Origin of the sequence: Granulicatella sp. WM01 (assembly GCF_004570605.1) — a bacterium.
In the GTDB taxonomy this organism is placed as follows: domain Bacteria; phylum Bacillota; class Bacilli; order Lactobacillales; family Aerococcaceae; genus WM01.
Map to the genome: position 1 here is coordinate 1 of NZ_SPPB01000036.1, position 20,038 is coordinate 20,038.

22 protein-coding genes are annotated in these 20,038 nt (G+C 32.1%); 20 read left to right on the forward strand and 2 right to left on the reverse strand.

Annotated elements, in window-relative coordinates; genetic code table 11:
* The 3 genes from E4T68_RS05775 to E4T68_RS05785 form a co-directional block, all read left to right on the forward strand.
* Positions 1–661, forward strand: a 661-nt coding sequence (locus tag E4T68_RS05775; protein ID WP_167753837.1) for a transposase, incomplete at its 5' end; no start/stop codon positions are given.
* Positions 662–1,040: 379 nt separating this feature from the next.
* Positions 1,041–2,531 (forward strand): primase C-terminal domain-containing protein, encoded by a 1,491-nt coding sequence (locus tag E4T68_RS05780; protein ID WP_135125008.1) that lies wholly within the window; start codon positions 1,041–1,043, stop codon positions 2,529–2,531.
* A 145-nt stretch (positions 2,532–2,676) separates the two neighbouring features.
* Positions 2,677–3,267 carry a recombinase family protein gene (locus tag E4T68_RS05785; RefSeq protein ID WP_135125009.1) on the forward strand — a complete coding sequence of 197 codons (591 nt, stop codon included), beginning with the start codon at positions 2,677–2,679 and terminating at the stop codon, positions 3,265–3,267.
* 23 nt (positions 3,268–3,290) lie between these two features.
* Here E4T68_RS05785 and E4T68_RS09315 read toward each other — a convergent pair whose 3' ends face one another.
* Complete coding sequence (locus E4T68_RS09315) at positions 3,291–3,656, reverse strand: hypothetical protein (RefSeq protein WP_167753838.1); 366 nt, start codon at positions 3,654–3,656, stop codon at positions 3,291–3,293.
* 188 nt (positions 3,657–3,844) lie between these two features.
* Here E4T68_RS09315 and E4T68_RS05790 point away from each other — a divergent pair, with 188 nt between their 5' ends.
* The 10 genes from E4T68_RS05790 (at position 3,845) to E4T68_RS09765 (ending at position 13,933) form a co-directional block, all read left to right on the forward strand.
* Positions 3,845–4,177, forward strand: coding sequence for a LytTR family DNA-binding domain-containing protein (locus E4T68_RS05790; protein WP_135125010.1), 333 nt, complete (start codon positions 3,845–3,847; stop codon positions 4,175–4,177).
* Between the two features lie 3 nt (positions 4,178–4,180).
* Positions 4,181–4,918, forward strand: a complete 738-nt coding sequence (locus tag E4T68_RS05795; RefSeq protein ID WP_135125011.1) for a response regulator transcription factor — start codon at positions 4,181–4,183, stop codon at positions 4,916–4,918.
* The gene (locus E4T68_RS05800; RefSeq protein ID WP_135125013.1) at positions 4,918–6,255 is read left to right on the forward strand and encodes a sensor histidine kinase; all 1,338 of its coding nucleotides are present in this window, start codon (positions 4,918–4,920) and stop codon (positions 6,253–6,255) included. Before E4T68_RS05795 ends, E4T68_RS05800 begins: the two co-directional genes overlap by 1 nt.
* 430 nt (positions 6,256–6,685) lie before the next feature.
* Positions 6,686–7,474 (forward strand): ParA family protein, encoded by a 789-nt coding sequence (locus E4T68_RS05810; RefSeq protein ID WP_135125016.1) that lies wholly within the window; start codon positions 6,686–6,688, stop codon positions 7,472–7,474.
* Between the two features lie 12 nt (positions 7,475–7,486).
* Positions 7,487–7,711: a hypothetical protein gene (locus tag E4T68_RS05815; protein WP_024379520.1), complete on the forward strand. Its 225-nt coding sequence runs from the start codon at positions 7,487–7,489 to the stop codon at positions 7,709–7,711.
* Between the two features lie 401 nt (positions 7,712–8,112).
* The gene (locus E4T68_RS05825) at positions 8,113–8,280 is read left to right on the forward strand and encodes a bacteriocin (protein ID WP_135125020.1); all 168 of its coding nucleotides are present in this window, start codon (positions 8,113–8,115) and stop codon (positions 8,278–8,280) included.
* A 105-nt stretch (positions 8,281–8,385) separates the two neighbouring features.
* Positions 8,386–10,536: a peptide cleavage/export ABC transporter ComA gene (gene comA, locus E4T68_RS05830; RefSeq protein WP_135125022.1), complete on the forward strand. Its 2,151-nt coding sequence runs from the start codon at positions 8,386–8,388 to the stop codon at positions 10,534–10,536.
* A 9-nt stretch (positions 10,537–10,545) separates the two neighbouring features.
* Positions 10,546–11,907, forward strand: coding sequence for a bacteriocin secretion accessory protein (locus E4T68_RS05835; RefSeq protein ID WP_135125023.1), 1,362 nt, complete (start codon positions 10,546–10,548; stop codon positions 11,905–11,907).
* Between the two features lie 1,354 nt (positions 11,908–13,261).
* Positions 13,262–13,501 (forward strand): hypothetical protein, encoded by a 240-nt coding sequence (locus E4T68_RS09760; RefSeq protein WP_228099254.1) that lies wholly within the window; start codon positions 13,262–13,264, stop codon positions 13,499–13,501.
* Between the two features lie 195 nt (positions 13,502–13,696).
* Entirely contained in the window at positions 13,697–13,933 is a 237-nt protein-coding gene (locus tag E4T68_RS09765) for a hypothetical protein (protein ID WP_228099255.1), read from the forward strand.
* A 448-nt stretch (positions 13,934–14,381) separates the two neighbouring features.
* On the opposite strand, the gene E4T68_RS05850 is transcribed toward E4T68_RS09765, so the two are convergent.
* Positions 14,382–15,368: a hypothetical protein gene (locus tag E4T68_RS05850; RefSeq protein ID WP_135125024.1), complete on the reverse strand. Its 987-nt coding sequence runs from the start codon at positions 15,366–15,368 to the stop codon at positions 14,382–14,384.
* A gap of 322 nt (positions 15,369–15,690) precedes the next feature.
* Between E4T68_RS05850 and E4T68_RS09915 the strand changes: the two genes are divergently transcribed.
* The 7 genes from E4T68_RS09915 to E4T68_RS05880 all read left to right on the forward strand — a co-directional run bounded on the left by E4T68_RS09915 (position 15,691) and on the right by E4T68_RS05880 (position 19,635).
* Entirely contained in the window at positions 15,691–15,819 is a 129-nt protein-coding gene (locus E4T68_RS09915) for a hypothetical protein (protein ID WP_255518880.1), read from the forward strand.
* A gap of 619 nt (positions 15,820–16,438) precedes the next feature.
* A complete protein-coding gene (gene mobC / locus E4T68_RS05855) occupies positions 16,439–16,771 on the forward strand; it encodes a plasmid mobilization relaxosome protein MobC (protein WP_135125026.1) in 333 nt (110 codons plus the stop codon).
* A 10-nt stretch (positions 16,772–16,781) separates the two neighbouring features.
* Complete coding sequence (locus E4T68_RS05860; protein WP_135125027.1) at positions 16,782–17,147, forward strand: hypothetical protein; 366 nt, start codon at positions 16,782–16,784, stop codon at positions 17,145–17,147.
* 9 nt (positions 17,148–17,156) lie between these two features.
* Positions 17,157–17,651 carry a helical hairpin domain-containing protein gene (locus E4T68_RS05865; protein ID WP_135125029.1) on the forward strand — a complete coding sequence of 165 codons (495 nt, stop codon included), beginning with the start codon at positions 17,157–17,159 and terminating at the stop codon, positions 17,649–17,651.
* 117 nt (positions 17,652–17,768) lie between these two features.
* Entirely contained in the window at positions 17,769–18,665 is an 897-nt protein-coding gene (locus E4T68_RS05870; protein WP_135125030.1) for a nucleotidyl transferase AbiEii/AbiGii toxin family protein, read from the forward strand.
* Positions 18,666–18,972: 307 nt separating this feature from the next.
* On the forward strand, positions 18,973–19,161 hold the full coding sequence (locus E4T68_RS05875; protein ID WP_135125032.1) for a class IIb bacteriocin, lactobin A/cerein 7B family: 189 nt from the start codon (positions 18,973–18,975) through the stop codon (positions 19,159–19,161).
* 333 nt (positions 19,162–19,494) lie between these two features.
* Positions 19,495–19,635: a bacteriocin gene (locus E4T68_RS05880; RefSeq protein WP_135125033.1), complete on the forward strand. Its 141-nt coding sequence runs from the start codon at positions 19,495–19,497 to the stop codon at positions 19,633–19,635.
* Positions 19,636–20,038: the final 403 nt, after the last annotated feature.

Sequence of the window (20,038 nt, forward strand, 5' to 3'; positions counted from 1 at the left end):
GGTTAAAACGATTACCATTGACATGTCTTTCCCATATATAGCTTTTATAAAGACATATTTCCCAAATGCGGCTATACATATAGATAAATTTCATTTGGTTCAAGCTTTAACTCGTGAATTAAACCGGCATCGGGTTAGTGTTATGAATCGGTATAAAGTTCATAATCGCCCATTATATAATCAATTCAAAAGATATTGGAAGTTATTTTTACTATCACCAGATAAGTTAAATGCACAAATATATACTAAAATGCCCCTATTTAAAACACTAACAAACACACAAAATATTGTGACTTATTTATTGTCGCATGATGAAGTGTTGAAAAATAGTTACGAGTTGATGCATGATTTACTTGAAGCGATTAGACAAGGAGATAAATTGCAATTTGATGAGCTATTATTGTCAGCAAGAAATCAGTCTATTGCGCTTGGGTTACGCCGTCAGATAGGCACATTCAAACGATTATTGCCTTATATTCACAATACATTCAATGCCCCACAATTATCAAATGGATCTATTGAGGGATTAAATAATAAGATTAAAGTATTAAAACGGAATGCTTTTGGCTATCGGTCATTTACTTATTTTAGAGCACGTATTTTGTTAATGATAAAATTGTTTTCTAGTTATGAAAAGACTGTTATACACTTAAGTGCATAACAGCCTCATCAACCCTATTTGACATAGAACCGTAATTTATTAGATTTCTAAAACTGTATCGTATCAAAATACAATTTGCGAAAAAATCGAAATCGTTGTATAATGGTTTTAGTTAAAATCAAAGAAAATAAAAAAGACTAGCCCGAAAAATGTTGGCGACATTTTCCAGGAGCCTCGTTGATAGCCAACACTATCAAGCGAAACTACTTCTAGTACAATTTCTTATTTAATTTCATTATATCACAAAATTGTGTAAAATGAAATAACTTAATAAAGTGTACTAAGATTTCTCAAAAAAAGCAAGTAGTTGAGTAAAAAAAGTGGAAGGTATCGACGAAAAGTTGATACCTTTTTGTATTTTTCTAAGAAAGGAGGAGAGATGAACATCAATATCCAAAAGATTCACCAAATGATTTTAAAAGATGGACTAAGACAATTCAAATTTAAAAATAGTAAGCATGAAAATACTTCTTTTGAGGAACAAAAGGGAGCTATTTTTGGGTACCGTAGTAAAAAGAATATGATTGCCGGAAGAGGCATTGTTCTCACTTCTCTGGAGGCTGTTGAGGATAATCAAACTGTTTTTACTCACTGGACACCTAATGTTTATCGATATGGGACATATTCGCAAAAGAACCCTCGTATTACAAAGGGACATAGTGAGCATAATCTTCGCCAAATTAACGCTTTCTATATCGATTTTGACTTTAAAAATCAGTCAGAGAATATCAATTTCAGCGACATTCTTGTATCATCTTTAGATTTAGGCTTCATGCCAACTTTAATTTTAAAAACAGAGAATGGTTATCAAGCCTATTTCATCTTAAAGGATGCTGCTTATGTAACAGCTGCTACGGAATTTAAAGTTGTAAATGTTGCAAAGATGATTTCTCAGAATATCAGAAACCATTTTATCAAGGATTTGCCCGTTGATATGACGTGCAATCACTTTGGTATCGCACGTATTCCCCGTGAAGATAACACAGAGTACTTTGATCAAAATAATGTCTATACCTTTGCTGAATGGTTTAACTGGTCCATGCAACAAGATGATTTAACGTACTCTAAGAAACCTAATCTTCTTGTACTATCAGGAACTGAAGGTCAGAAACAAATTGACGAGCCCTGGTATCGTCTTCTTAAGAATACCTCGAAAATTCGTGGCGAAAAGGCTCTTATGGGTCGCAATAACGTTATTTTTACGTTAGCTTTGGCAAACTACGCTTCAGGAGTTGCTTATAGCGACTGTATGGAAGAACTCAGTGATTATAATACTGATTTAGAAGTGCCTTTGAAGAAAAATGAACTCAAAAAGACAGTAGCAAGTGCTTATTCTGGAAAATATGAAGCTGCTAACAGAGATTTTATCAAAATTTTATGTCAAACTTGGGTTAGCTCTGATTTGACAACAAAAGATTTATTCATTCGTCAAGGATGGTATAAGTTCAAGAAATCACGTGATCAACGGCAACGCAGTCACTTTTCAGAATGGAGAGAAGATTTTTGGAACTATATCAAACAAAAAACAAACTCAGATAGTCCATATCTGAGAGTGAAAAAGAAAGAAATTACAGCTGCAATTGGTATTCCAGAACGTTCTCTAGATTATGTTTTAAAGACACTGCAGTCCGAAGGAAAGATTCTATATTCTTTTAAACATGGTCGCCAAGGAGGACTTATCCTTGCTTCGATTTCGAATATCGCTCTCTCATTAATTAGTATGAATAAGAAAGCAAGAGAAGCGTATTATACCGCTTTATCACATCTTCTAGGAGTAAGTAAGAGTATTCTAATCAAACTATTAAAACGAGTGATTACGGAGTTTATAATGCCCCTGTCAAGAAAACTACTTGAACTTGATACGGGATAAGAAACAAAACACGCAAACTGCCATTACATTATATCTATGATAACTGTTCCGGATAAGGCAGGACAATAGGGTATAGTTTAAATGTCATTAATGGTTAGTGCTATTTAGTGTGGTTATTTTTAGGACAGTAGGATTAGGCATAAGTATGAGTAGGATTGGTTATATTAGAATTAGTAGTAAGGATCAGAATTTAGATAGGCAAGTAGAAAATCTTTCTGATGTATTTAAGGTATTTTCTGATAAGCTTAGTGGAAAGGATAAGAATAGACCTGGTTTAGAAGCATTATTGTCTTTTATTAGGGAAGGAGATATTGTTGTTGTTTCTGAGTTAGATCGATTAGGGAGAAATAATAAAGAGTTAACAGAAGTAATATCTATGATTCATTCAAAAGGGGCTACTCTTGAGATTTTAAGTTTTCCTTCTTTGGTTGGAATTAAAGATGATAATTTAAGAAGGTTATTGAATAATTTAATAATTGAGATTTATAAGTATCAAGCGGAAGCTGAGAGGGTTAGGCTTTTAGAGAGACAACGTCAGGGGATTGAGATTGCCAAAAGAAAAGGCAAGTATAAAGGGAGAAAACCTTTGTTTACTAGTGCAAGTCTTCAATTGTTGCATGCATTTGAATTATTTAAATCAGGCTGTTCTGATAGGGATATAGAAGATTTAGTGGGGATTAATGCGAGAACATTCAGAAGATATAGAGAAAAATTTGGAATAAAAAGAACAACATAATGCAATATATCACATTATGTTGTTCAAGAGATGTTTTTTTTTAGAAAGTCAATGCAATTATAAATCTCTTCTTTGAGATTATTGTCACAGTCAATGATTTCTAGAAAGTTAATGTGTGAGCGGAATAGTTGTAGGTAGTTGATATTTTTAGAAATGAGGATAATGTGACCGAATCGATCATTTTTTCTAATATTTTTTGCTACTTCTAACTCTTGTTCATTTAAGTATATGTCTTTATTTATGATAAAATATGTGTTAGATTGATGGGATGGATGAGCTTTGAAACTTTGTAATATTTTGAAGACTATTCTCGGATATCTATTTTTTAGGTAGTTACTGATGATTTTGGTAATTTGTAAATTTTTGTGTTGTTCAATAATATAAAACATAATTCCTCCTTTTTTTATTTTTATTATATCAGTTAGTGAGAATAAATTTTATTAAGATAATGAAATGTTTATATTATATAATGAGTAGCAATAAATGGTCATTGATGACAGATAATGTACAGTTCATGATTTTTTGGAAATTAAGAGTTGATTTTTGATAGGATACTTTTAAAAGAGGAGGTAGTCTTATGAATTTTTTAATTGTTAATAAAGATGAAATTTCAATGAAACTGTTTCTTGAGGATATATTTTATATTAGTTCAGATACAACCAAGCCGCACATGTTAAAGGCTATTACAGAGTCTGGTGTTTTTGAATTTTATGGTGTTTTGAAAGATTTAGAAGATAAGTTAAAATTGAACTTTTTTAGGTGTCATCGTAAATTCCTTGTCAATATTGATAAAATTCAAGGACTAAATTTATCAGAACGTCTAATAGTATTTACAAATGAAGGTGTTGGGACTATGTCTTTTTCAAGATACAAACAGAAGGAATTAAATAAATTATGGAGAAGAGGATAATCTATGCTTAATATTTTTGTATTAGAAGATGATTTTTTTCAGCAGAGCAGGCTAGAAAATGCTATTAGGCGGTGTGTTGAAGAAACGTCAGTAAGGTATAAATTCCTAGAAGTTTTTGGTAAACCAAATCAATTATTTGAATCAATCGAGGAAGTGGGGAATCACCAATTTTTCTTTTTAGATATTGAAATAAAAGGCGAAGAAAAGAAAGGCATGGAAATCGCTAAAGAAATCCGTGCTCGCGATCCCTATGCTGTTATTGTCTTTGTAACAACTCACTCAGAATTTATGCCGGTAACGTATCGTTATCGAGTCTCTGCTTTAGATTTTATAGATAAAGGCCTAGAGGATAGTGACTTTCAAAAGGCAGTATCAGATGTGTTAGTGCATGCTTTTGAAAATATTGATCATACTATAGCTGAAAATTCTTTTGTATATAAAACTGAAACTGCTCATATTCAAGTCCCTTTTAGTGATATCCTTTATTTTGAAACATCATCAACAATACATAAAGTCATTTTAAAAACCAAAACAGGTCAGACTGAGTTTTACGGGAAAGTATCCGATATAGCGAAAGCTGACGAACGACTTTACCAGGCACATCGTTCTTGTGTAGTGAATCCATTAAATATAACAAGATTGGACAGAACAAATCACATTGCCTATTTTGAGAATGGAGATTCTTGTTTTATCTCTAGGATAAAACAAGGAAGATTGATTGGATTAATAGGGGATAAGTGATGAAGGTTTCACTAGGGTATGATATTCTTTTTTTTATTGATATATTAATAAGACTTTATATTTTTCAGCAGATTAGCGGGTTTGGAATGACCACAAAAAAGAAAATTGCTATTGCAGTTATTATAACCTTAGCATCTATATTGTTAAGTGGTATATTCCAATTATGGGAGCCGTTTTCACTGTTGCTGATAATTTCTTTCTTAAAAACTGGTTGGAATAAGATACAAAAGATATTCTATTGCTTATTACCATTCGTAATTGGAGATATGTTTCAAAGGATAATAGGTTTATATTTACGATTTGTTTTTGATATTGATATTATTTCGTTTAATAGCAGCCCATTTTTTAATATTGTCCTAACACTATTATTAGTTCCATTTTATACAATATTCTTCAAAGGACTCGGGATAGAGTCTAAGAATCTTCAAGTTGATACTTTAGATCAAACTTTTAAAAAGATATTCATTAGTCTGAATGTATTTTTTATTACATACTTTTTGATAATTCGTGGTATGATTCAACTTGAAATTGCGATTGAAAATGGATTGATTTTAAATATAGATACTTATTTTATTAGAACTAATGTATTGCTGGTATATTTTACAATATTTATTATTAGTATGTTGTATTTGAACTATCAGAGGAAAGAAAAGCAATACAAAGAAATCCAGGAGTTGAAGGACAAACAATTATCCGATTTAGGCTGTTATAGTCGTCATGTTGAGGCACTTTATAAAGAAATTCGAAGTTTCCGACATGACTACACTAATATTCTTATTAGTTTGAATGAAGCAATTAAGGAAGAGGATATTGTTGGGATTTGTTCAATTTATCAAGAAGTGATAGCAGATTCGGATAGAAAATTCTATGATGGAAAGTACGATATAGCTAGATTATCCAATATACAAAATCCTGCTGTGAAGAGTTTGCTGTCATCTAAGATGTTGGAGGCACAAAAAAAAGGTATTGCAATTTCTGTGGAAGTAGATTCTGAAATTGAACCACCTGCTTTAGAGTTGATAGAATTCATAACGATTCTGTCTATTTTATTAGATAATGCTATCGATGCTGCAGAGCAGTGTACAAATGGAAATATTGTATTTGCCTACTTCCAGGAATATGACCGAAAAATTGTGGTTGTAGAAAATACTACTGTCGAAGATAAAGTGTCAACAAGTCATATCTTTGAATACGGTCATTCTACAAAAGGAAATAATCGAGGAATTGGCTTGGCTAATGTAAAAGCTATTTTAGATAAATATCCTAAATTTACGTTGACAACGAATAGTAGTAATCATCGATTTGTTCAGGAGTTGGTGTTTATTGAGGAAGTTTAATTTTTTTGTATAATATATTTTTTAGGATAGATAAAAAATGCATAGAATCATTATTATTTGCAGTATGATTCTATGCATTTTTGGTCAACTTATGCGTTATATGTCTAACCACGTCTTTTATTAGTGGGAAAAGTATTTCCCAAAAATTTGAAAGATTTCCCCCAGTAATATTCTGGAGTTCTTCTTTTGAAAGTGAGTGGGACACTGTACAATTATTATGTTTATTCATTTGTTAATCTCCTTTTATTATTTATATCTTTGACTTTATTTATAGTTTCATTATAAAGGAATTTTAGTGAAAACGCACACATGAGTAATGAATGGTCATTCATTACAAAATAATGACCATTTTTTAAATTTTATAAAGAAAAAACAATATATTGTATCATATTATAAAACAATATGATACAATATATTAGAGGTGATTTACATGAAGATAATAACAATTAATATCAATAAAGGTGGTACAGGTAAGTCTACTTTTTCTTATAACTTTTCTAAGTGGTTATCATCTATAAAACATAAAAAGGTTCTTCTAATAGATGGGGACTCATCATGCAATTTAACTTATTCTTTTAAAGAATTAGGGATAAGTTCTATTTATGATGTCTTTAAAGGAGGAGCTTTTGAGATATACCCTGTAGATGAAAAACTAGACTTTATCAAAGGTTCAGAATTTTTAACTGATGAGGATTTGGAACTTAGGAAGAAACAAAATAATTGTCTGATTCTTTTTATGTGGTTTGCGGATAATATTGATGTGTTAAGTAAATATGATTACGTTGTTATAGATACTCATAATGATGCTAGCTTGGTCACATCGAACTTTATAGCAGTTGCGGATGCTGTGATTGGATTATCAGAGCCTTCTAGAAACGGTTATCGTGCCTGGTTAGAACTCCAAGAAACCATTAGTCGTCTTAAGTCTGAGGTTGTCGACATTATGACTAGGAAATCTTATATTCAAGCTGTTCCGTATCTGATTGGTAATAAAATAGAGCATATCGGAAGTAGCTCACGAGAATTTTTGGATATTATTGCTGATGATTCAGGTTTGTTAGGAGTAATTCCGAAAAAAGAGTTACTGGCAAAGAGCTTGCTGAGCGATAAGAGTATATTTGAACTTCAGGATGAAATGTCAGATGCTGAAAAGAGACGTCATAAGCACTTTTATGATCACATTGGAGAAGTCTTTGAAAAAATTATTCATACTATATAAGGAGAAGTAATCATGACAAATAAATTTTCAAATTTTCAAAAAGCTAGGGAGGAAGTTTCCGTAAAAAAAGGAATGGTAGTATCAGAAAGTCAAGAACTGAAGAAGACTTATTCTTTTACTCTATTACCCTCAGAACGTCAAATGCTTAAGGAATTGGCAGAGTCGTCCCCTATCCGTGTGTCAGATTCACAGTTTCTTTCAAGCTTAATTAGAGATTATTATCTCAACAGAAAATAACCAAAAAATTCAGCTTACTTTAGCTGGATTTTTTATTTAACAGTAAATAATGGTCATTCATTACAAAATAACGATATTTCACGACAAGAAATAAAATTAGGACTCTTTTTATTTTATACTATGCATGTAAACAAAATAACACAGAAAAAACAAATCATATAGGAGTAAAGAATATGATTTGTTGGCAATTATTTTTTGAACTACTAAAGAAACCAATGGCTTAGTTAAATAAAGAAAGGAGAAACTCGTGAAAAAAATGACAGATGTAGAACTTCAAAATATTACAGGTGGAAGTATTTTAGGCTTGGTGAGTTTTGTAGGAAATGCTATTCGTCGCCCTAGGATTTATCTTCCATGAGAGCCAGTAAAGCCTAAAGTAGCGATTATGTAGGAGGAATAGAATGACTAAATTTAAAACTTTAATTAATTTTGTTCAAGATCATAAGACTGTTATATTTACAGCAGTGGTTGTTATTCTCTTATGTACCGTTTACTCTCAATTTTTTAAAGCAGTATATGATACGGGAAATGATTTCGGTAGAAGTATTGTAAATGCAATTATCAAATGATTATAAATGTAGAAAAGGCTGACTCTCAGTTTTTTTCTGTTGTGTTATTTCCAAAATAGTAGAAATAGTGTGTGATAATAGATATGTAAATCAAGAGGAGATTATATGCGTTTTAAGAAGAAACATTATCGTGCTCAAGTAGATACTAGGGACTGTGGTGTTGCCTCTCTGGCAATGGTTTTTGGTTTCTATGGGTCATATTATTCGTTGGCTACTTTGCGTGAATTGGCGAAGACTACACAAAAGGGGACAACAGCTTTTGGCTTGGTCAAAGTTGCTGAAGGTGAAGGATTTGAAACTCGAGCAATCCGTGCGGATATGACTCTTTTTGATGAGGATATCATCTATCCTTTTATTGCCCATGTAGTCAAAAATGGTAATTTGATGCACTATTATGTGGTAACCGGCTGTGATAAGAAATCAATTCATATCGCTGACCCTGATCCATCTGTTAAACTGAAGAAAATGCCACGTGAGCAGTTTGAAGAGGAATGGACAGGAGTTTCAATTTTCATCGCTCCAACTCCAAGCTATAAGGTTCACAAAGAAAAGAAAGATAGCTTATTATCTTTTGTCCCTATCCTTGCTAGACAGAAGGGGCTGATATTAAATATTGTCATTGCCACTCTTATAGTGACTATAATCAATATTGTTGGTTCATATTATCTACAATCGATTATAGATACCTATATTCCTGAACAGGTAAAAAATACTCTAAGCATTGTGTCAGTTGGATTAGTTATTGTCTATATTCTTCAACAACTGATTTCTTATGCTCAAGAGTACTTATTATTGATCCTGGGGCAGAGATTATCAATTGATGTTATTTTGTCTTATATCAAGCATGTTTTTCACTTGCCGATGTCTTTCTTTGCAACAAGAAGAACAGGGGAAATCGTTTCACGTTTCACTGATGCTAATTCAATCATCGATGCTCTAGCAAGTACGATTTTATCGGTTTTCTTAGATGTTTCGATTATCATCATTGTTTCAATTGTTTTGTTTTCTCAAAACATTAACCTATTTTTCATTAGCTTGCTTGCATTGCCAATCTATACCGTGATTATTTTATCTTTCATGAAACCATTCGAAAAAATGAATCAAGAAACAATGGAATCTAATGCGGTCCTATCATCTTCAATCATTGAAGACATTAACGGTATTGAGACAATCAAGTCCTTAACAAGTGAACGACAACGTTATCAAAAGATTGATAAGGAATTTGTCGATTATTTGAAGAAGTCATTTGCTTACGGTAGAGCTGAGAGTATTCAGAAAACGCTAAAAAAATTGGCTCAGTTGTTGCTGAATGTTGCGGTATTATGGATGGGAGCAAATCTTGTTATGGATAATAAGATGACATTAGGTCAACTTATTACTTATAACTCTTTATTGGTCTATTTCACAAACCCTCTGGAAAATATTATTAACCTTCAGACGAAGTTACAAACTGCTAAAGTTGCCAATAACCGCCTAAATGAAGTATACTTGGTAAAATCTGAATTTGAAGAGCAAAAAACAGTTCATGATTTGAGTCATTTCAAAGGGAATCTAACATTCAACAGTGTCAGCTATAAGTATGGATATGGTAGAGATGTTCTTAGTGACATTAATCTCACATTGAAAGCAGGTAGTAAGGTGTCATTTGTAGGAATTTCAGGTTCAGGAAAAACTACATTGGCCAAGATGCTTGTTAACTTCTTTAGTCCATCAAAGGGAGAGATTTTATTAGATGATGTGAACCTAGAAGACATTAACAAAGAAAGTCTTCGAAGATATATCAATTATCTACCACAACAGCCGTATGTTTTTAATGGTACTATTCTGGACAATCTTTTGCTAGGTGCAAAAGAGGGAACGACTCAAGAAGATATTTTTAGAGCTGTTCAAATCGCAGAAATCAAGTCCGATATAGAATCTATGCCGTTGAACTATCAAACAGAATTAACGTCAGATGGTGTTGGTATTTCAGGAGGTCAGCGTCAGAGAATTGCTTTGGCTAGGGCATTATTGTCGGATTCTCCAGTACTGATTTTGGATGAGGCAACCAGTAGCTTAGATGTATTGACTGAGAAGAAAATCATAGATAATCTTATGGAATTAGATAAGACGTTGATTTTCATTGCTCATAGATTAACAATTTCTGAAAGAACGGAGCATATCGTTGTCCTTGATAAAGGTAAGATTATTGAAGAAGGAACTCATCAAGATTTGCTGCAGAAACAAGGATTTTATGCTCATTTAGTAAATAGTTAGGAGGGAATCATGTACGAAGAATTACTAGAAAGTTCGGAATTTTATCAAAAACGGTATCATAATTTTTCAAGCAAATTGATTCTTCCAGTATTTGCTTTGATGGTTTTCTTGGTTGTATTTTTGGCATTTTTTAAAAAAGAAATTACTCTTAAAAGTGCTGCTACTGTAGAGCCCGTAAAAGTATTAGCCCAGATTCAATCAACCAGCAGCAACAAGATTATTTTAAATTCACTGAAGGAAAATCTCGTAGTTAATATTGGTGATGTCTTGATCAAGTACGATTCTACAAATGAGACGTTGCAGCAAGATAACTCTGAAGATCAGTTGAGTTTATTGCAAACACAAAAAGAGCAGCTTGAGCTATTAAAATTGAGCTATGAGACGACTATTAGTCAGTTTCCAGAAACAGATACATTTGGTTACTATCGTAGGTTTGAGGATTACTTGAATCAACGACAAACACTAGAAAGTAGTGTTTCACAACAGAATGGAACAATTGCTTCACAGAACGCAGCATCGACGAATACTCAAAATACAATTGGTGGTTTTATCAATGAACTATCCGGTAAAATATCTGATTATCAAGCGTTAAAGAGTGCTATTTCAACAGGATCATTAATTGATAGTACGAACCAAGGGTATTCATTGTATACTACCTATATTTCACAATCTGGGACATTAACGAGTGATGTTGAAAAGGATACTCTAAAGAATCAAACGATTACTCAGATTGATTCACAAATCCAGCAATTTCAGTCAGAATTATCTAGTTATCAAATCCAATATTCTAGTGCTGGTGTTCAGCAATCCTACAATTCCAGCTTAGATAGCCAGCTTTCTTCTCTACAATCTCAAAAAATTTCAGAAGTAAGTCAAGAACTAACAGCTATGGAACAAAAAATTAATGAGTTAGAGAATAGATTAGAGGTCCAAAATAATACTCTTTCAGATACTGAAATTGTGTCTACTGTTGCTGGAATTGTTCATATGAACAATGAGGTCCTTAATGCAGAATTGATTCCAGAAGGAACATTGATTGCTCAAATATACCCAATTATTGCAGATGAGAAGAAAGTTTTGATTGAGACTTATATTCCTTCGAGTGATATTTCTAGCCTTAAAGTAGGAGATAGGATTAAGTTTAAAACTCAGGATTCATCCAATAAAGAACTAAATCTTATTTCAAAAATTTCAAGTATAGATAGTAATGCCACTAAGACAGAAACAGGCAGCTACTTTAAGGTTGTTTCAGAGGTGAAACTTTCGGATAAGGAAATCCAGGTTCTGAAATATGGTACATCTGGAGAAATCGTTGTAGTAACTGGAGAGAAAACATATTTAGATTATTATCTGGATAAATTTTTAAATTAAATAACACAGGAAGAAATCGAATTTGTAAATTTGGTTTCTTTTTTGTCGCCAATGGTAAAAAACGGCTGTTCATTATTAAACAATGTGATTTCATTGGAATTAATATCTCAGCACAGTGGGATTAAATCCGAGATACTTTACAGGGAATTGGAGATGGATTGTTTGGCTATCGAAGAAGATACTAAGAATCTGAATTGTAGTTTTTTAGGAATTATAAAATATTTTTAAACAGTGTCTTAGGGAATTTCCTAACAAGTAAGCTTGACGAATCAGAGCTAAAGGCATCTAGAACGTTAATTTTATCGTAAGTGGGTACCCACTTACTGTGCTTGCTACGTAATTTTATGTCCAATTCCAATATAGAACATTGTTAAAATATTATTTTTAACAATAATTACCATGTTTTGTCTTGTAAAAAATGTTTTGGAGAGCCATTTTTGATATAGCGAGTTTCGGCGAGCATTCGTCTGTGCGATTCACAGACGTCGGCACGAAGTGACGAGAACAGGAGAAAATCAAAACGATTGAGTTTTGTATTTTCGGGCAGTATGCCAGCGTGTTTAGCGCAATCGAAGGGTGCGCTAAACACGCAAACCTAGAATTTTGCGATTATCTCAGAGAATGTCACGGTTTTTTAATCGTGATTTTTGTGATTTTAAAAATATGGCAGACTATTAGTATGAAATATTGAATGACTAGAGCGTAAATAAATAGGAGGAAACGGGTGTTAAAATATATCAATCACGCAGGACCTTAATCAATATTAAAATTTTTTAGAAAGTAGAGTTCACAAATTCTTATCAGGAGGAAATAGAATCATTGTATAAACAGTGTAATAGAGATTTTTAATTTATTGGAAATAAGAATCTAATTCAAAAGAATAAACATTTATAAGAAACTTTAATCAATAGTTTAGGAGGAAATAATGAGTAGAATTTATAGTAGTACAGAAGGTTTAAGATAAAAACAAAAGCGTTTCAGAAGTCGTGATACGGATATAGGACACCAATTCACTTATACCATAAATTTAAAAAAATAGGAACGTCAAGTCAGGGATTCCTGGTTCGGCGACAAACAAAAAAGCGTTTAAAACGTCGCTTAATAAACGTTTCGATATACCCAAATCGTTAACAATAGGTCTTGCATCGTGGCAAGTATTTCGTCAGCGGTAAGGTAGTCACGGATAGCTTACCCAGTGCCTTTATCAAGGTATAAAAAAATAGAAAGGAGTTTTGCTAATGAGTAATAAAGCAGAACAGAGGCGCGCAAAGCGCGACAGGGGAAAGCCTGTAAAAAAGAGAAAAAGTCCGAGCTTTTAATAAGCGAGGACGCTCGTAAGAAACATGTTCAAAAGATGGGACAAGAGATTATCACGGCCAAATTTGTAGCTGGAAAAGGTAAAAGTCGTCATCAAGGTAAGCTAGAAGATGATATCTTCAAATATATTACATCCGAGAAAGCTTTTCGGGACGTTTCAGCAACGTGGCGTAGATTTTCTGAGTTCGTGGACAAACATAGTGATGGGACGGATTTAAATAGCTTAGAAGACATTCTGAAATACGTTGATCTTTATATTATGGATTTAATGATTTGAGGCCGAAATGCAGATACGTTAACCACATATAAAGCAAATCTCGGAAAAGTTTTTGGTGTCTCTACCACGTATTTTCTCTAAACTCCTAAGCGTGAACGTCGTAATAAAACACTTTCACGTTTAGAGGTTAAAGTAGATCATAAAATCAGTAAAGAAAAGAATAGTTTTTTCGACATCTTAGGAAGTGCTACGGGTTTGCGTAAGCGTGAGCTGGAGCGATTACGTGGCACGGATCTTATCGCTAAAAAAGCTAAGAATGGACTTTACTACGTGAATATCACGAGAGGTACAAAAGGAGGACGTACGAAAGTTTCTCCAATTATGGCAAAATCAGAGGAAGAATTGGAAAAGATTTTGGCAATGTTTAAAGTAGCGGGAACGGGTGTCGTATGTAGTGGCAAATACGGAACGCATCGAATTCCAAAGACCTAGATGAACATTCACGTAGGGCAGAATATGCTAAACGTGTATATCTTCACTATGAACGTGATTTAGACAGATTACCACGCAAAGAAAAAACATTTCTACGTAAGGAATATGCAGGTTATGTCATGGATAAGTTCGCTGAACAAAAAGCTACTGAATACCTGGGACATAATCGTAAAGATGAATTCCGTAAGTCGTATGTCTATTGTTTATTTGAGTAAGAAAAAGAAACAGGGTCATTTTAGATCCTGTTTCTTTTTCTTTCAAGTATTGTAAATCATAGAATTCTCAAGAGTGAATCAATATATTTATCCAGGAAATCGATTAACATGGGTCAGTATAGTTAGCCACGAAATTAAGTAACATGGCCTAGTATGGTTATCCTTGAAATCAAAGAACATGAATTAGTATAGTTAGATATCAATTTCGATAATATGGTCAGTGTATTAAACCATCATTTTGGGGGTATCATTTTTGGGAAGTATATGCCAAGCTCGTCATCTTTTTGAGGAGAAACCATTTGATAGTCTAGGTAAAATGTTAGAGAATTTTGGTTGTCATTATTATTACAGAAGTCTATTAGCTCGTTCTTATAACTGTAATCGGAATATTTCAGATAGAAAGCAATTGCTTTATGGTATGGATAAGAGTAGTTAAATTTTTTAAGGTAACTCCATAGTTGTTTAGAGTTTAACTCATTTTTTGCTCGCAAAAATGCTTCTAAAATTTCTAAAGCACCACCGCTGTATCCTGGTCTAACAATTGCATCAATTAAAGTACGTTCAATATTTGTAGTTCTTATAGGTTTGGAAAATCCTACTACGTTTTTGAGAACGACGCCAGTATTATTCGTGTTTTTAGAGTTCAGAACATGAACTTTGTAGGAAGTTTCATCAAAGGTAAATGAATAGATCATATTTGTACGTCTCATTTTTTTAGAAAAAGCATAATCTATTCTTCCTTGAGAGATATTTTGCTCATTGTTAGAATAAAAATATTTTTTTGATTGTTCTTTGTTAATATATATATCTTTAGGATTGTTGATAGTTAAGTCGTTAACAAAAAGAGCACTGTAGTGGGAAAGGAAAGATTTAGATAATAATGAGAGTGCTATTTCATAAGGAGAAATTTGAACATCAGTAGCAATATAACGAGTAACAGTCTCACCTTTATATTCATTTAGAATTTTTATCGGTTCAAATAGACCTAATTTATCGATAATAATATCGATAAATTTATTTACAGAAGCAGATTTTTTAAGTTTATTTGATTGTTTAAAATCATCTAAAATTTTTATAATCGATGTTCGATTCAGAATATTACCAAATTCTTTTCGAGCTTGTATTACTATTTCATCAGAGTATTTTACTAAGTTAGAAGCATCTTTGTTAATCTTTTTTTCTAAAAGGATATTTTGTATTTTTTCATCTGACAGTACCAATTTTAAACCTCCATATTTTTAAAAACAAGAACCTTAAGCTATGGTATATATACCATAGCTTATATTATACTTTAACAAAAAAAATAAAAAAAGTCATTTGATAAAGCTATGGTATATATACCATAGCTTATAGTTGAGTAAGTGGTAAGTGTCTAGAGTTTTGAGGAAGAATAAAAATAATTATTTTTTGAGGGAACAAGCGATACAGCAACAACAAAATTTGGTAATAGAAAAAGAGAATCAACCTCAAAAAAAGCATTCTCCTCAAGTGTTAAACATTTAGTTGATAATTTAAATAGAGAGAATAAAGGAGTATACCATTATGATAAATAAACAGAACAGTGAAGTTGTTGTGATTGTATTAGCAGATATGATTTATCCTAGTTCGTATACGAATGACTATGCTAACGTCGCTATATATTTGAAAATATTAACGCAAAAAAATGCTTAGCTTTATTGAAAAAGACACTAGAGGAAGTGAAGGGAGTAGAGGAACTTGTTAAAGACATTGAATACACTTATCAGTTTATTTCTCAACTCAATGAAGAAGAATATGAGTTGCTTGTTGATTTAATGGATAGGTAAACGGTCTTACACAATTATCACGTAACACTTAACATAGAGAGTTTATCCTAGCTTGTATATGAATGACTACACTAACGTTGTTAGCGATTTGAAACCATTAACGTAAAAAAATATTTGGTCTTATTGAACAAGTTTCAGGAGGAACTTGTCAAAGGTATTAAATATACTTATCAACATATTTTCTAAGGTAATAAAGAAGAATATGAGTTGCTTATTGAGTCAATGGGATAGGCAAACAGTTATGCCCAATTATTGTATACAGGTTGCATGTAGGGGGATTGGGGAACTCCCAAAAGTCACAAAAAAATAAGCAGGTCATTAAAAAAATGACGTGCTTATTCTTTCTGTGAAAACGCATTTGTATATACAAATGCTATGCTCGCCAAAAAGAAAAAGCTATTTTGGAAACATGATGGCTTCGTAAAAAGTGACGCAAATTTTACATAGTCTCACAATAAAAAAATGAATCAGATTGGAGGAAGAGGATGGAAAGAAAGAGACCCATTCAAAAAATATTTTTTGTCAATGAAGAGGAAAATGACTATATCAAAAACAAAATGAATGACGCAAAACTAAACAATTTTTCTGTCTATGCACGTTTGATGTTAATGAACGGAGTCATTAACGTGATTGATTTTGAATTAATTAAATCATTAAAAACAGAGGTGAATCGAATAGGGGTGAACATTAATCAAATTGTCAAAAGGATACATGAAACAGAAAGCGAAATTAGACAAGATGACCTCATGGAAATGATTCAACTTCAAAAACAATTGAACCAAACTATTCATGAGATGATTACACATGTGACTGATTAGGGGGAATACTATGGTTGTGACTAAAGTGTTGCAAATCAAAACAGAGAATAATTTAAAAGCAGCTTTGTGTTACATTAAGAATGAAAAGAAAACACAACACCTCAATTTAACAGACCATAAAAATATGACCGGAGATATACAAGATAATGCAGCAATGGGTTTATTTGATGATTCATTATTTACCTATAGTGGTCATACGAACCATCTGGTATCTTGTCATGGTGTCATGTCTGTGGAACATGCTTATGAAGAAATGATGTTGACGAAAAAACACGCTATTCAATTTTTAGGAGAACGTCAAAGTGGGAAAGTGGATGTTTTAGCACACCACATTATTCAGTCGTTTAGTCCTGAAGATAATCTTACCCCTAAGTAAGTTCATGAGATTGGAAGACGAACTATATTAGAGCTAACAGGAGGGCCACATGAATTCGTTATTGCGACACACATGGATAAAGACCATTTACATAATCATATTATTTTTAATACAACTAATGAGGAATTTAGTTATTTATCTGCCAAAGGTGTTTCAGACGGTCGTCACTTTAATCAATTAAGAGATTCGTTTAACAAACAATTTCATGACACGAAAAAAGAATTGGATAAATTAGATGAACGTATTGCAAAATTGAATAAATTCTATTCAGTCTTATTGTCTGATAATCCAGTCATGCAACAAAGTATTCTTGATGAAGCAGTGAAGGATTATGGAACATCAAATAAACATGATATTCATAAATTATTACAAGAAGTCATCATTGAACGGGAGATTTTAAGAGAAACATTTGACAAAGTAGCAAATGAATATGATCAGTTAACAATGATTTATGAACATGTTAAAGAAAGGGATGATATTAGTCCATATAAGGTAAGATTGTAGGTGAAAATCACGATGAAAAAAAGTTATATAAAATATTTTTTATATATAGTTGAGAAATAATTTGTTTAATAGCAAATCAATGATAGAATAGAGATAAGATATAGAAGGAGCAACAATATGACCCCAGATGAAATACGCAATACCATTTTAAAGACGATTTACTCAGATACTGAACTAGTAAAAAATTTAGTTTTAAAGGGTGGAAACGCACTAAAACTACATAGAATAGTCGATAGAGAATCTCAAGATCTTGATTTTTCCATCAAAGAAACGATAAGGTTTACAAAAGAAAATGAAGGAGTAAAGCTTCAGCAACTAATTACAGATGCATTTAGCCAGAAAGGTTTCTTTGTCAATTCGTTTGAATTTGCTCTGAAGCCAAAGAATAGACATCGAGATTTACCACCATATTGGGGAGGATATAAAATATCATTTGCTTTACTTGACCAAGAAAAGTACCATGATAAAATAAACTCTCAAGATTCTATACAAATGAAAGAGTTGAATAAATACGCTCTATCTATCGAGAGTGGTATTAAGAAAATCGAGATTGATTTAAGCTACGATGAGTACACAGAGCATAAAGAACCATATGATTTAGATGGAACAACAATCTACTTGTACAGTCCACTAATGATTGTCTATGAAAAAATTAGAGCCTCCTGTCAGCAATTGGAAGAATATTCATTAACGACCAACAAGACCAGAGCTAGAGATTTATATGATATTTTTAAAACATTAACCAATATAAATCAAGTGGAGTTGCGTTCAGAGGTACTGAATGAAGATAACTTTTATATTTTAGAGAATATCTTTCGTGTGAAAGAAGTTCCCTTGGAATTAATGACGAAATTGGACACAAAGAAAGATGACCTTGCTGCTGACTATGAATGTAAGGTATTGCCTCAAATTTCGAAAAAAGACCGAGAGGAATTTGAATATATTTTTGACTACAACCAGATACTGTTTAATGAACTATTTGAGAAGTATCAAAAATATAACGAGAGTAGGTAGCATATTATGATTAATTTTTGAATGATAAATTTTTACGAAGAAGCCATTTTCGGTTTCTTTTTTCTTTAATGGTAAAAAATGGTCGTTCATTACTAAATAAGGGCATTTCATGACAATAACAAAAAATTTAATAATATATTTTGTATACTGTACATATAAACAAAATAACACACAATATCAGAGAAAAGAGAAATATATGATTAATATTACTGGAGTATATCCGTGGTTATGGAAGTTCTTTAGATTTTAAATATTATCATAAAAAATAACAACCTAAATGTAGAATAATAAATTAAGGAGAAAATATATGACTAAATTTGAAACAATGGATAAAATGAATGTAGACTTTGTGGCGCTTTCAGATTGGGAACTGATGGATATGGAAGGTGGAGCATTTTTAACGGCAACAATTGCAGGTGTAGCTATTTGGAAAATTCTTGCCGGTGCTGGAGTAGTAGCGGCCGGTGGCGCTGCCGGATATTTTATTAATAAATAAGAAAATTTTATAGAGATGGCTTACAGGATAATCTTGTTTTATCGGATAAACCTTTAAAATATTGCAAGAGTAAGTGGTATCTGTAGTTTTAGCAGAGCATGCTAGATTGATTAAGAAAGGATGACTGTGATGAAACACCTAGGCACTATAATTTTTATATTATGGAGTGTACTATATATTCTTAACGATATGAACGTTATAGAAGCGTTTGATATGGATATCATACCTCTACCAGTTATTATTATTATTTATATAGCTGTTTTGACGAGTAGTAAAAAAGTTATAAATTAAAAACTTTATACGAGGAGAAAATATATGACTAAATTTGAAACAATGGACAATATGAACGTAGACTTTGTAGCACTTTCTGACCGAGAATTGATGGATATGGAAGGTGGAGGATTAGGGGTGGTAATTGCTTTATTTATGGCAGGATATACCATTGGAAGAGATATCGCTAAAAGAGGCAAATAAATATAGTAAAGTAATCATAATTCTTTTTAGATGAGGTTATTAAAAGAAGACTGCCTACAGTTTGATGCTTAACTGTAGGTGGTCTTCTTTAGCCTTATTTTGATTATAGCATGAGTTGATTTAGAAATGTAATTTAGGTTCTATAATAAATAGGGTTGATGAAAAAAGTTCATTAACCCTATTTTTAGATATTAAAGTAAAAAGGGTGTACAATAAATCGTGTTGGTGAACAAAAAGGTTCGCCAACACGATTATTTTTTTATAGAAAAAAGTGAAGCAAACCAGTAAACTATAAGTTGAGACAAAATAGTAAAGAGGTGCTTCACATGGATAAGAATACCAGAAAATTATTGAAATTGGAAGAAGAATTTGAATTTCCAGAAAATTGGCTAACTCAAGACGT